Here is a 14550-nt window from a genome sequence, read left to right as displayed (position 1 = left end):
TAAAGTTGGATGAAGTAAAAATTGCTTAATTCGGGCTTCATTAAGGGTATATACACATTTTTAGCGTCAGCTAAACTTATGGTTAACAATCATGTTGTAGAGATAAATCAATTTAATTTTGATTTGCTAACTATATATGATTGCATCATACACAGAACAAGGTTGGAAAATAATAACGCAAAGGGCTCATGGCTTACTTGCTGGCCAGGTTTGTGCCCGTTGGAAGCGAGCGACCCAACCCGACCGTTGGATTGAAACTCTAATTGCTACAGCCGAACATGATGACGTTTACAATGAATTTGAGCGTAGCCCTTTGGTCGATAAAAATGGCGCACCCATTAATTTTAAACAAACAACTTTCGAGATTGATTCCGCCACCCGGTTAATGGGAATGGCACATAGCAAGAGTCTTTTTATTGCCTTACTCATCAATCGGCATATCAGGTTTGTATTTGGAGATGATCCGCTTGCTAAAGATTTTATCGCTGATTTAAAAAAAAATGAAAATAAGTGGCTTAAAGTGGCCCGTGTTAAGAAAGCCGAACTTGATGCAGCTTATGAACTTTTAGAGTTCTGCGATGCCTTTTCCCTTTTAATTTGCCAATCACTCGTACCACCAGAAGGCAGGAGAATTGAGATCAGTTGCGGCCCAGATGGCACGCCTTACACTTTATATCAAAAGGAAGAATCAATCATAGTTGAGCCATGGCCGTTTGATGCAGATCGCTTTGTTCTTTATTACGAAACCAGGTTGCTTAACCAACTTTGTTTCAGTGATGATGAAGACTTCAGAACAAAACTTAAAAATTGTGCTGTAGAAACTACGCTAGTCAATCTCGCCAAACATTAATATTGACAAATGTAAGCAGCATTTCTTTACAAAGCCAGCAATTTCAAACATAGGTAGCAAGCGATTCATCCCTCATTTTCTGTAGAGATGAATCGCTTTTTCTTTTGGATGATTTGAGGTCTTTTTACCTAGTTCCAGCCGCCGCCCAAGGAACGATATAAACCTACTACAGCAATCAGTTGCTCGGTTTTTAATGCAGTTAGTTCCAGTTCGCTTTGCAAAAGATTGCCCTGGGCGGTAATTACCTCCAGGTAATTTGCCATACCGCTTTTAAATAACAAATTGGCATTCTTTGAAGCATTTTGTAGTGTAATTGCCCGTTGTTGGGCAATACTGTATTGAGTTTTTAACTGCCCTACCCTCATCAGTTCATCAGAAACCTCGCCCACTGCATTAATTACCGACTGGCGAAACTGAATAACAGTTTTCTCGCGGTCGATGCTTGCCAGTGCCAAATTGGATTTAAGCTGTCCGCGTTGAAAAATAGGTTGAGTTATGCCTCCCGAAACTAATCCGAACAAAGACGCAGGCATACTGAACCAATTGCTGGCTTTGAACGAATTTACACCACCGCTGGCTGTGATTGTTAATGATGGATATAAACTTGCTTTAGCCACGCCTACGCGGGCATTTGCAACTCTTAGTGCCAGTTCCGCAGCCTTAATATCGGGCCTGCGGCTTAGCAAAGCTGATGGAAAACCTGCACTTAAATCTTGTGGAACAAGCATTTTTTCTAAACGGGTATCACGTTTTATCGCCTGTGGCAGCGTACCAATTAGCACACTTAACGCATTTTCCTGTAAACCAATATTTTGTGTCAAACGCGGAATGAGTTGGGCTGCATTCAATTGCTGCGCCTCTGCCTGTTGTATAGCCAAAGAGGTTACTTGTCCGGCATCAAACTGCAGATGTATTATTCGGAGGGTACTGTCGTTTAACATCAAGTTCTTTTTTGCAATCTCCAATTGGGCATCCAACATTAATAATTGATAGTAACCTTGTGCCACATTAGCTATCAAGCGGGTTTGGACCGCTTTTCTAGCTTCTTCTGTTTGCAAAAAACTCGCAAGCGCACCAGCCTTTTGATTCCTGATTTTACCCCAAATGTCGGCTTCCCAAAACACGCCAAGATTTGCAGTATAATCTTCTATATGGCTGGAGCCTGTAAATTGATTCAGGCTTAACCCATTTAAACTATTGTCGGATGGACGACTTGAGCTGACCGCTACCTGCAATTTCAAATCTGGCAAATAACCCAATTTGGATTGCTTAAATAATACTTCCGCGGCATCAATATTTTTCAATGCCATTTGCATGTCGTAGTTTCTAAGCAGTGCAGTATCAATTAGATTTTGTACTGTGAGGTCGCTAATAAAGCTTTTAAAAGGCATTTCGCCAACACTTGTTGAATCTTTTGGCATGGTACCCCTAAACATTTTTGGCGCCAGGCTTTGTGGTAATGCCAAATCTTTGGAAACCGAACATCCGCTCCAGATTACAGCCAGAAGCAATATGGTAATAATATTAAACCGTTTCATATACAATTTGATTGATAGCCGTTTCATGTTGATGATCGACGGCCAATGGTGATTTTCTTAAAAATTTCTCTTGGATAGCCTGGAAGATGACGAATAATACGGGGATGAAAAACAAACCTAGAACTACTCCTGATATCATACCTCCTGCTGCACCAATACTAATAGAATGATTTCCTTGTGCGGAAGGGCCAGTTGCGCCCATCATCGGGACTAATCCAACCACAAAGGCAAGCGAAGTCATAATAATGGGCCGTAACCTCGACTTCGATGCTTCTAAGGCAGATGAAATAAGGGGTTGACCGGCCCGACGACGTTGAAGAGCGAATTCCACTATAAGAATAGCATTCTTAGCAAGTAAACCAATTAACATAATTAGCGCTACCTGTACATAAATATTGTTTTCAATGCCAGTTATACCAATCGCTACAAAAACGCCAAATATTCCGGCAGGGATAGATAAAATAACTGCCAATGGCAAAATATAACTTTCGTATTGTGCTGATAAAAGAAAATATATAAACACTAAACACAGTAAAAATATAACTGTCGATTGTCCACCAGAAGATATTTCTTCACGCGTTTGGCCGGAAAACTCGTAACTGTAACCAGCCGGCAACTGCTTCTCTGCCACTTCCTCAATTGCTTTAATGGCATCTCCAGAACTAAAACCTGGTTTAGGTATCGCATTTATGGAGATAGAATTGAACAAGTTATACCTTGATGCAGTCTCTGAGCCATAAATTCTACTTAGTTTTACCAGGGTATTTAATGGAACCATTTCTCCACGATTGCTTTTGACGAATACATGGTTGATAGCAGATGCATCTGCCCGATCTTGAACGTCTGCCTGTACAACCACCCGATAATATTTTCCGAAACGATTAAAGTCTGATGCCTGGGCACTACCAAAATAGGTTTGCATTGTTTGCAGAATATCTTTGACATTAACCCCCAATTGATCAGCTTTTTCGTCGTTAATATCTAGTTGAAGTTGCGGATAGTCTGCCTTGAAACTGGTAAACGCTACGGCAATTTCCGGACGCTTCATTAACTCCCCGATAAACTGTTGCGAGATTCCGCTAAACTTATCTAGCTTGCCCCCAGTTTTATCTTGTAGCACCATATCTAACGCCTCAACATTACTGAAACCCGGAACGGTTGGAAAGCTAAATACAAAGAAACTTCCTCCAGAGATGGCGCCTAATTTTCCCCTCACCTGATTCATAATTTCCTCAATGTTTTTGACAGCACCACGTTCTTCATTTGGTTTAAGTAACACGAAAACCACAGCAGATGATGGACTGGTAGAATTGGTTAACAAGTTGAAGCCGGAAACAGCAGTAACATCTCTTGATGCATCAAGCTTGCTCAATACCGTTTCGGCCTGGGTCATTACTTTTTGAGTGCCATCTAAAGAAGTTCCTGATGGCGTATTTACAGCAATGGCAATAAAACCCTGATCTTCCGTTGGAATAAAGCCAGCGGGCGTGCTCCTAACCATCAATACGGTAACGAGCGTAATTAATGCTAACCCCCCCATGCTTAACCACTTATGTTTGATTAAAAACTTCAAGCCGCCAACATAACGGTTGGTTAAAGCATTAAAACTATGATTAAAGCCATTAAAAAATCGCTGCTTGAAAGTCGTTTTGGAACCAGGATTTTCATTTGATTTAGCGTGATTATCTTTCAGAAATAAAGCTGCCAAAGCAGGACTTAAGGTTAAAGCGTTTACAGCAGAAATAACAATTGCAATCGCCATAGTAAATGCAAACTGGCGATAAAAAACACCTGTAGATCCTTCCATAAACCCAACTGGTAAAAAAACCGCAGCCATAACTAAGGTGATGGAAATAATGGCACCGGTAATTTCATGCATTGCTTCGTGGGTAGCAGCCTTTGGCCCGAGGTGTTTATGTTCCATTTTAGCATGCACCGCCTCTACCACTACAATCGCGTCGTCTACGACAATCCCTATCGCCAAAATTAAAGCGAATAAGGTGAGCAAATTGATAGAAAACCCAAACAACTGCATAAAAAAGAAGGTTCCTAAAATGGCTACCGGCACCGCAATGGCTGGAATTAATGTCGATCTAAAATCCTGTAAGAATAAAAACACTACAATAAAAACCAATATAAATGCTTCAATCAGGGTGTGCTGAACCTGTGCAATAGACTGGTCTAGCGATACTTTGGTACTGTAAAAAATATTTTTCTTAATTCCTGCCGGAAAACTCTTTTCAGACTTGGCCATCAGTTTATTAATCGCCACCTGAATATCGTTCGAGTTGGATCCAGCCAGTTGAATGATACCAATCACGATGGCTTTTTTTCCGTTGATGCGGGTAATACTGTTATAAGAATAAGCACCAAGTTCTATTCTGGCTACATCTTTCAAACGCAAGATCGATCCATCTGCATTGGCACGTACCGCAATATTCTCGTATTCTTCAGGCTTGGTTAACTTGCCTTTATATTTAATTACATACTCAAAAACCTCTTTACTCTTCTCCCCGAACTTTCCGGGTGCCGCTTCTAAGCTTTTATCCTGGATGGCCCTCATAATTTCATTTGGCGTTACCTGATAAGTGGCCATTTGTGTAGGATTCAACCACACCCTCATCGAATAATCCTTAACACCACCAAATATAGCGGCCGATCCTACGCCACTTATGCGTTTGATTTCCGGGATGATATTAATTTGTGCATAATTGGCGATAAATGTCTGGTCGTATTTAGATTCATCATCTGTATACATGCCAATAGCCATAATGAAACTGTTTTGCTGCTTCGCAGTAGTTACGCCTTGCTGTACAACTTCTGCTGGCAGCTGACTGGTGGCTTGTGCCACCCGATTTTGAACGTTTACAGCAGCTTGATCTGCATTTGTACCCAATTTGAAGAATACGGTAATGGCCAGGGATCCATCGTTACTAGCCGTAGAACTCATGTAAGTCATATTCTCGACGCCGTTAATTGACTCCTCAAGCGAAGGCGCAACAGATCTTAAAACGGTTTCGGCATTTGCTCCTGGATAAATAGCCGTAACCAGAACCGAGGGCGGTGCAATATCAGGAAACTGTTGTAATGGTAATTTAGTTAGGCCAAGTACTCCCAGTATCACCAATAAAATGGAAATAACGGTTGCCAGTACCGGCCGTTGAATGAAGATTTTAAACATTTCTATTTTGATTTAATTAGTCTGCTCTAATTGCTCCACGGATAAATTCTAACTCAGAATATTTTTCCTTAGAGGTAGCGTATGATAGTTACAAGCTTGCTGCTTTATCTGTTAATTTTTCAGGTGTAATCACCTGTCCTTCCTGAAGGCGATCTAGACCACTCAATACGATCTCGTCGCCTGGCTTTATTCCATCTTTCACCAAATAGTTGTTACCGCTTTTCCCAACTATAGTGATTGGAATCTTACTCACTTTATGTTGTTTATTCATGGCGAAAACAAATACCTTATCTTGCATTTCGACCGTGGCGCCCTGTGGAATTAGGATTGCATCATCATGTTTTAATCCCAGGCGAAGCTTGCCAGTATTTCCAGAGCGCAGCAGCCCATTTGTATTTACAAAGCTGGCCCTGAGGGTTATTGCGCCAGTATTTTTATCAAATTGTCCGTCGATCATGTCAATACTACCCATAATTGGATATACAGTGTTATCTGACAAGACAAGGGATACTTTCGGCAGGTGCTTAATCCGATCGGAAGGACTTTTTCCAGGATAATTTAGGTTGAAGTTGTTGAAATCATTTTCGGCTAAGGCAAAGTAGACATGTACCTCATGGATGTCTGATAACTGTGTCAAAGGAACCTGATCAGTAGGTGAAACCAAACTTCCTTGTTTCTTTGGAATCCTACCGATATATCCACTTACTGAGGCTTTTACATTGGTATAGCTGAGGTTGATTTTAGCCGAGGCGACAGCTGCTTTTGCCTGCTCTGCATTTGCCTGGGCAATCTTCTGCGCTGTCTTGGCCGTTTTTAATTGAAAGGTTGATACCACATTATTTTGAACCAAAGGTGTCAAACGATCTACTTCAAGCTGTGCATTTAATACAGCTGCATCTGCAGCACGTTGGCTGGCATTTGCATTGTTGAGCGCTTCTCTAAAGCTATGTTCATCAATTTTGAACAGTGTTTGTCCTGCTAAAACATATGCACCTTCATTAACCAAGATCTGGGTTAAATAACCACTTACCTGAGGCCTCACTTCGATATCTGCTGCGCCCTCAATCGAGGCAGGATAATCAATAAATGTAGTTTCAGTACTGGCTGAAACAATACTCACGGGTAATATGGGTGGCGGCGGTGTGGCAGCTGCCTGGTCTGGGGCCGACGTACATCCAGCAATGGAAATGGAAACCGCGGAAAAAATTAAAAGTAACTTTACATGGTTAAATTGTTTAACACTGTTAAGTAAAATAAACAAACGATGGATAGCATTCATATTGATTTAATAATTATATAATTTATAGTGGATAAATAATCTAACAGTGTTAAATTAAGATTTAAAAAAATTTAACTATTGATAGAAAGTGTAATTCCCTTAATGGCGTCTTTCAAAATTTGTTGGTTAAGTTCATCTGTCGTCCTTCCATTTGGCCTTACCAAATTGATAGAGATTAAACCATGGATGATTGACCAATAGGTATAGTATTTCATACAGATATCATTCTCGTCTACTGGTTTCTTTTTAAATAAAGCTTCGATAGCATCACCTAACATACTAGAGACAGCTTCAGCCTCACTAAGCGCACTTTTTACAGTACAGCAAACCATATCTACGCCGTACATCAGTTGATAAAATTCCTTATGGGCAAAGGCAAAATTCCAATATGCCACCCACATCGCCTCCATTCTTTCCTCAGCGCTTTCTTTGAGATCCCTAGCTTCTCGGATATCCTTTGCTAAAATCTGGTATCCTCGTCTGGTAAGTTCCAGTAAAATACCGTCTTTATTCGGGAAGTATTCGTAAATGATTGGTGCAGTGTATTCAATTTGGTCAGCAATTTTACGCATACTCAAAGCCTGCCAACCTTCTGTTTGAACTATATTCAAGGCGGCATCCAGAATACTGGTCCTGGTTTCTTCTTTCAATCGTAAAATTCGTTCTTTGCTTCCCATGACTGGAATTACTAAGTGTAAATAATCTAACACTGTTAAGCAACAGTAAACTGATTTATATTAATCACAATCATCCGAATGTCAAATCAAAATTATCACCATTTAAATCACTACAAGGGCTTTAAATAATTCATAGAACCTAGGTATGACGAGGCAAGATCACTCAAATTATCGTCAGCACCAGTCCTCATTTAGCACTTAGTGAAAACGAGGCTAGTATTAATTTCCGTACAATTCGCATCAATCCAGATAAACAAAAGATCGTAAAGTGATGTTGTCAAAATACTGTGGGGAAAAGACCGGTTCGAAACAGTATTTATTTCAATGGCGTATTCCTCACTTTACTCACCTTCGATAAGTGCAGGTGCGATGCTAACCTAAAAACATGAATAAAAAATTGGATATAGATCACAACCTGCTCTTTAACGGACCAATCCGTCATCAATTAAAGCTGTCCGTAATTGTACCCGCAAAAGATGAGTCCGCTTTTATTACTGAAACATTAGATGCCTTACGAATGCAGCTGGATGACTTAGGTTTACCTGTGAATCCACATGAATATGAAGTATTGGTATTGGCTAATAACTGCTCAGATAACACTTACAGCATTTGTTCAGAATATCAGAAAAAGCACCAGGCATTTAACCTCCATGTGGCCGATATAAAATTGCCTCAAGATGCTGCTCATATTGGTACAGTTCGGCGGTTGCTGATGGATGCTGCTTATCATCGCTTAACGCAAGTTGTTGGTGCCCGTGGGATTATTGTTTCAACCGATGCAGATAGCCAAGTTGCTCCAGATTGGATTTACCATATCTTGAAAGAAATTAGTAATGGAGCTGATGTGGTTGGGGGAAGGATTTTGCCGAGAGATACACCTTCGATTAGTAAACGCCATCACCTCAGAGATGTAACTTATCGATTTTTAAAGAGTCGGTTAGAGTCTGCAATCGATCCATCAATAGCTAATCCTTGGCCAAGGCACTTCCAGTGTTATGGTCCGAGCCTGGCAGTTACTTGCGAAATGTATGAAAAAGCCGGCAGGTTGCCTGTTATCCCTTTTCTGGAGGATGAGGAATTTCGAAAGGCCTTGAACCGGGTTGATGCGAAGATTCGTCACTCGCCACATGTACGAATATACACCTCTGCACGCATGGACGGGCGTGTGAAATTCGGTTTTTCTGTACAGCTGAAAAACTGGTCTGAGATGAGTTTGAGGTGCGAAGAGGAGCAGGTAGAATCAATAGACACGCTTCTTTTTAAATTCGAACTTAAAAACAGGTTAAGACAAATCTGGAATGCAGGATTGGCCCTTTCCCCGGCTCAGAGTAGTTTTTCGGAACTGGCCAAATGGGCAAAGTTAAACCACTTAAGTTTAATGGATATTGCTTACTCCAGCGTCTATTTTGAAACAATCTGGGAAAATGTTGAAGAACTTTTACACCGTAAAGGGCGAATTGTTTACCAACCCATTGGCTCGGCAATAACTGCCATGCGCATGTACTTCCATCAAGTTAATAGCTGTACGCTACAACATGTTAGCAAAACTGCGATGATTCAGGAAGTAACAATAGGATCATGAAGCAAGTCCTCAAAACTTCGTTATTAACAATTGTTCATGGGAGAAAGAGCGCATTTTTCAACCTCTTACAGGGGATTGAACGCTCTAATACACTTCCTGATGAGCTGATAATTGTGTTCATGAATGAGGCCATTTGCGAATTACCATCGTTTTCCTTTTGCGTAAAGTGCTTTTCCATTTCTGATGATAGCCACTTGCCTTTGGCCGCAGCAAGGAACTTGGCAGCCAAAGAGGCATCAGGTGATTTGCTTATTTTCCTAGATGTTGATTGTATTCCCCACCCTAATTTAATAGGAGCTTATCTTCACAGTTCAAAAGCAAATACATTGCTTTGTGGTTCAGTTAGGTATCTAAATGCAAGTGCAACCGAACAAAGAAATTTCTTTGACAGGCTTGACCAATACAGCATCGCCGACCCTATTCGAGGGCAACTCCCAAACTTACCATACGAGCTGTTTTGGTCGCTTAATTTTGCTTGTGAGCGCTTAACTTACCAAGATATTGGTGGCTTTGATGAAAATTTTAATGGCTATGGAGCAGAAGATACAGACTTTAGTTTTACAGCAAGAAAGAAAGCGGTGAAGATCGCCACTATAGGTGCAGTAGCTTATCACCAACATCATGCAAGTTATGCACCTCCCTTAAATCACTTCAAAGATATTGTGGCCAATGCACTTACTTTTTATAACAAATGGCAAACCTGGGCAATGGAAGGTTGGTTAACTCAATTCGAATATCTAGGTTTAATCAAGAGAACACAAGATGATATTTCCATTATCAGATATCCTGAGAAAAAGGAAATTGCAAATGCTTTGAAATAAGCTATAAGAGTCTTATACTTTTCTTCGCCGTTTTTATAATGGTTTCTGCAATGATTTTAACAGCCATTGGATTAATTACACCTTGCCAATCAACCGGATGTATAGCAAGTTCAGCTAGTAAGTTAGACCAATTGGTATCCTGTAATTCCTTGGGTTGAATAATCTTGACTCCTCTTCGATCGTTGATCACCATCGCCTTCTCAACTTGTTCGTCAAATGGTCGCAGTTCTGGAATCCCGATTAAATGCTTATTTAAGCTGGCTGTCTCCATTACGGTATTATGGCCTGTGTTACCAATTACTAACCATGCCTTGGCCATCAGTTCACTAGCATCCTGGACATGACCATGGCAGAACAAATTGCTTAAATTGTGTTTGAAATTAGCCAAACCCAGCACATGAAACTGATATTCAGAACAGTTTGATGCTATTTTGACCAATAGCTCATGATTAATAGATGTTCCGCCCTTCCCTACCAGAACACAAACCAAATTTTGCTGAATTTTAGCACGATTCAGATGTTGGTCGAACTTTGAAAAACCACCAGTGTAGACCGTTTTAGAATCGAAATTTCCGGGATAATCAACACTCATCGATTCAGAATATGGCGCAATGATGATTTCTGCTGAGTCGTAGGCCAACTGATGGGGCAAGTCATCCCGCTTTCCATGTTGTTTAATAATGACAGATGGAATGCCCGCCAATCTGGCAAGAAGTGCCACCTCGATTGATACATCAACCACTAAAATTAACGGGTAGTATTGACGAAAAACTTCAGTCATTAATGCCACTCTATCCCTACTACCCTTAACCCCTAGCGGTGCGTAATGGAAACCCATTGGCGGGATACTTTCTGGTAACAAATCTTCATCAGAAGTTGGTACATCTGGCGGCAAATGAACAAGCGTAACATTAGATGGTACATCGACCAGGTTATCCAGTCCGCTCCCCATTAAAATAACCGGATATGCTTCAAGTGCGGCTACGATTTGCAATGTCCGCATCAAATGCCCTGAGCCATGGTGGTGTACATAAAATGCAATATGAAATTCGCTCATTTTACTCTTGCTGAAATACGTCAATCCGATAGTCGTCGCTTCTCTGGCCATGTACATGAATCAATGGCGAAGCTAAGAAATACTCATGTACTTGATCTCCTGAGATGGGATAATCTACTACAAAATGAGTCCAATGCACCAATACAAGTATTCCTTTCGATCTCATATGAGCCTGAATGAGCGATCGGGTTGTTGCTAAATCTTTCACAGATAAGTAATAACCAACTTCGCTCATTACGATTAAGTCAAAGGTATCTTTCGGAAAAGCAGATGGAATACCACCAAGTATAAATTTCACTTGAGGAAACCCAAACATGCGTTTTTTAGCCTTTGCCAAGGCTGTTTCACTGAGATCTATCCCTGTCAGCGCTTCGCAATAAGCTTCCAACTTCTCAGTGAACACACCAATTGAGCATCCTATTTCTAATGCATTTGAGTACCTATGTTTTGGTATAACGGCTAGGGTTGCCTCATATTTCCCCTGTTCGTAAGCACTGCTTTCAAACTTCCATGGGTCGTTATCAGTGCGATACAAGCTTTCAAAATAATCTTCTGGTAAACTAGCACTTGGATTTATTTTCGCTCTTTCCATAAAGTATTCGCGACCAGAAGTAAAGTTGGCAATCATATCTTCGTGCAACATAAATCCGCTTGGATCATCGTCAATCAATCGGCTTACCTGCGATTGATGTGCTGCAATACAACTACGTTTAAGATCGTTAAAAGATGAAACATCCAAATATCGCAGCTCACCTGGTTTCAGTTTTGGAACATCGCTTGATTCAGCATTTGCATAAAGCCAGATAGGATATTCCCAAATTGTAGGGCGACTGATTGGCCCTTTTTCTAAAGCTGCCATTAACAGCTGCCAGGTAGCACGATGATCGCAGTGCGGATCGAGCTCGTAGGGCACTAAAATTAAATCTGGCTTAAAATTTCCTAGATCTGCTGCAAGTTTTGCAACCAATTCTGAAAAACCAGAATCTCCACGTGCGGGCATAGACGCATCGGTGCATTGGTAGCAGGTTAGTAAACTTGGGCTCATTCCCATCAGTGTTAGGGCCTCTTCCAATTCCTTTTTGCGTAATTGCGCAAGTTTTTCTGCCGGATATTTCACCGAATTTGGGTGAGACCTACTGCCATCGGTAGTTAAAATAAATCTAAATTGTATCCCCCGTTCCCGAAGTGTGGCTACCAGACCTGCACAAGCAAGCGATTCATCATCTGGATGAGGAATGAGCACCAGGCAGCGGTTTATGAAATTTAAATCACTGTATTGAAGTTCAACAGCATCAGCCACAAACCCATCTATATCGAATGCATTATTCATGGCTACACTTGCTTATTAATAAAGTAATCGGCCACATGCAATCGTGTGGCATCAGGTGCAGGTTGGCGTAGGTAGAAAGATAAATCTCTAAACAGGCGTTCCATTTCGTATGGCGCCATCAGCCCGCGTGCACCAACGCATTTATTGCTTTCGTCCATAATTCGCAGGCAGATATCCTCAACGCTTACTCTCGTCATATTTGCAAATGCAATCAAATCCGTTGTATGTGCCTTGTTATCCACCCACTCATCGTAATGCTTCCCGGCCTGCTCGAGCCATAACTTTCCAGCTGCTAATTGCATCATCATATTGGATATCCGCATTCGCTGGATGGGATCATCAGTTCGTTTTAAATCTTTCAGGTATTGAATCGTATTATCGGCAATTGCTTCGGCACCACCCAAATGTACGGCTGCGAAGCGAATGGCCCCACCGCTGAAGTGTGGCTGGTTGAGGTAGATTCCGGGCTTTCCGAGCAATTCTGCTTCCTGCAATTTATAACCTGAAAAATCAACCGTATAACTTCCCGAAGCTTTCATTCCCAAAGGTTTCCAGCTATCACGATTTATTTTGTCGCTGGTAACTCGTGCCATATCTATAATTACCATCTGCCAACCTTGATGTTTGTTGAAGCTGATATTACCAGTAATAAGGGCCCTATTTACCAATGTGGCTCCTGAACAAAAGGTTTTAGAACCCGTAACATCGTAGGCTTCAGCATTTTTTGAAAATTCGATACCATTTTGGCTCTGCGTATTCCAAACACCAAATAGATGACCATCCTCCCGAACACCCCGGTACCATTCATCGCGTTGCTGTTGATCAGCGTATAAATGGATTAAATAAAGTGTATTGATGTGTCCCTCGAAAATACGGCCCACAGACAAATTGGCCTTTCCCACGGCCATGAGCAAGCTCAACAATTCGGGCATTTTCGCTTCGTTGAAATCAAGTGCCTCTCCGGGCAATACAATTTGCAAAGCCCCGGTTTGCCGTAGCCATTGGAACTCTTGCACTAATCCCTGCGGATTATTTTCTGAATGACTTGCCTGAGTACGAATTTTTTGAAGTACATGTTGAAATGCAATTTCATCAAATAGATACTGGGTCTTATCATGCATAGTTTCTATCATATAACGGATTTTTTATAGGTTGGTCTGCAATGATTTTTGCCATCATCTGCTCATATTTATCTACCATATTTACAATATCAAATTTGGATGCTTCACGTGCAATCTGTGTCCGATCGAGCATCCTGGCCTGTACAATTGCTTCAGCTAAGGCATTTGTATCTGGAAAATCTACCAAAACGCCGCACTTGTTATTAACTAGTTCGGGTAGCGCACCCATCTTAAAACCAGCTACCGGGGTACCGCAAGCCATCGCCTCGGCTACTACCAGGCCAAAGGGTTCTTGCCAGCAAGGCGTGATCAGACAGACCACAGCCCCACTAATCAACTTATTTAGTTGCCTTTGGTTTAACAATCCCAACTGCTCAATTGTACCGTCTAAGAGGGGTACAATTTTAGTTTCATAGTAACGTTTATCTGCTATTCCACCAGCAATCTTTAAGGAGATGCCAGCCCTTTTGCAAGCTTCAATTGCCAAATGTAATCCCTTATCAGGATGTATCCTTCCAAACCAGACAGCATAAGGTATTTCATCCGTCTCAGTACGGGCTTCCCAACAATCCATCTCAATGCCATTGGTTATTACCGAACAATTTTCAACTAGATCTTGCCAGTTGATGGCACTTTGCTTTGATACCGTTACAAAATTGATAACTGGTTGTTTACGCTCCGCACGGATAGCAAGATCTAGTTCGTAGAATGGAGGTGTATGTAACACCGTGAGCATTGGTGTTTTTATGGCATTGGCCATTGTGATGGGGATATAATGTAGCGAATTATTGAATACAATGTCAAGATCATAATCATCAATACTTAACATTAATTTAAAATAAGCGTGATGTTCGGCAACATATTCAGACGGTAAATCTCTCTTTCTTTCACGGATACCAGTTTTGGAATCGTAATGGTCATCGTTAAGAATCGCAACGAGCGGAAGGCCTGGATCAGATTTGGAACTCGCGAACAATAAAACTTCGTGCCCGCGAGCTACGAGTAAGCGTGTAATTTGATGTGTAAATACCTCTAAACCACCAGCAAATGGTGCAATAATGGGATGTTTTAAATGTGCGATAATGCCAATTTTCATAAATCGTAGGTGATGTTT

At 41.2% G+C, this 14550-nt stretch carries 11 protein-coding genes; 3 read left to right on the top strand and 8 right to left on the bottom strand.

Annotation, left to right across the window (positions count from 1 at the left end; all coding sequences use genetic code 11):
* Positions 1-136: 136 nt before the first annotated feature.
* Positions 137-850 carry a DUF3891 family protein gene (locus tag OQ268_RS06320; RefSeq protein ID WP_265855270.1) on the top strand — a complete coding sequence of 238 codons (714 nt, stop codon included), beginning with the start codon at positions 137-139 and terminating at the stop codon, positions 848-850.
* A gap of 128 nt (positions 851-978) precedes the next feature.
* Here OQ268_RS06320 and OQ268_RS06315 read toward each other — a convergent pair whose 3' ends face one another.
* From OQ268_RS06315 to OQ268_RS06300, 4 genes are all read right to left on the bottom strand, one after another.
* Complete coding sequence (locus tag OQ268_RS06315; RefSeq protein WP_265855269.1) at positions 979-2388, bottom strand: TolC family protein; 1410 nt, start codon at positions 2386-2388, stop codon at positions 979-981.
* Entirely contained in the window at positions 2375-5569 is a 3195-nt protein-coding gene (locus OQ268_RS06310) for an efflux RND transporter permease subunit (protein WP_265855268.1), read from the bottom strand. Before OQ268_RS06310 ends, OQ268_RS06315 begins: the two co-directional genes overlap by 14 nt.
* Before the next feature lie 88 nt (positions 5570-5657).
* Complete coding sequence (locus OQ268_RS06305) at positions 5658-6848, bottom strand: efflux RND transporter periplasmic adaptor subunit (RefSeq protein WP_265855267.1); 1191 nt, start codon at positions 6846-6848, stop codon at positions 5658-5660.
* Between the two features lie 71 nt (positions 6849-6919).
* Entirely contained in the window at positions 6920-7525 is a 606-nt protein-coding gene (locus OQ268_RS06300; RefSeq protein WP_265855266.1) for a TetR/AcrR family transcriptional regulator, read from the bottom strand.
* Positions 7526-7910: 385 nt separating this feature from the next.
* Between OQ268_RS06300 and OQ268_RS06295 the strand changes: the two genes are divergently transcribed.
* On the top strand, positions 7911-9107 hold the full coding sequence (locus OQ268_RS06295; RefSeq protein WP_265855265.1) for a glycosyltransferase: 1197 nt from the start codon (positions 7911-7913) through the stop codon (positions 9105-9107).
* The gene (locus tag OQ268_RS06290) at positions 9104-9928 is read left to right on the top strand and encodes a glycosyltransferase family 2 protein (RefSeq protein WP_265855264.1); all 825 of its coding nucleotides are present in this window, start codon (positions 9104-9106) and stop codon (positions 9926-9928) included. Before OQ268_RS06295 ends, OQ268_RS06290 begins: the two co-directional genes overlap by 4 nt.
* Before the next feature lies 1 nt (position 9929).
* Here the strand turns inward: OQ268_RS06290 and OQ268_RS06285 are convergent, their stop codons facing one another.
* From OQ268_RS06285 to OQ268_RS06270, 4 genes are read right to left on the bottom strand one after another with little or no spacing between them, the layout of a single operon-like run.
* Positions 9930-10985 (bottom strand): glycosyltransferase, encoded by a 1056-nt coding sequence (locus tag OQ268_RS06285; RefSeq protein WP_265855263.1) that lies wholly within the window; start codon positions 10983-10985, stop codon positions 9930-9932.
* A gap of 1 nt (position 10986) precedes the next feature.
* Positions 10987-12315 carry a bifunctional PIG-L family deacetylase/class I SAM-dependent methyltransferase gene (locus OQ268_RS06280; RefSeq protein ID WP_265855262.1) on the bottom strand — a complete coding sequence of 443 codons (1329 nt, stop codon included), beginning with the start codon at positions 12313-12315 and terminating at the stop codon, positions 10987-10989.
* Positions 12316-12317: 2 nt separating this feature from the next.
* On the bottom strand, positions 12318-13448 hold the full coding sequence (locus OQ268_RS06275) for an acyl-CoA dehydrogenase family protein (protein ID WP_265855261.1): 1131 nt from the start codon (positions 13446-13448) through the stop codon (positions 12318-12320).
* Positions 13429-14532, bottom strand: coding sequence for a glycosyltransferase (locus OQ268_RS06270; protein WP_265855260.1), 1104 nt, complete (start codon positions 14530-14532; stop codon positions 13429-13431). Before OQ268_RS06270 ends, OQ268_RS06275 begins: the two co-directional genes overlap by 20 nt.
* Between the last annotated feature and the right edge of the window lie 18 nt (positions 14533-14550).

The organism is Pedobacter sandarakinus, assembly GCF_026240095.1.
GTDB classification, from domain to species: Bacteria; Bacteroidota; Bacteroidia; order Sphingobacteriales; family Sphingobacteriaceae; genus Pedobacter; species Pedobacter sandarakinus.
The sequence above is the reverse complement of the archived record's forward strand: the minus strand, read 5'-3'. Positions and strand labels throughout refer to the sequence as shown.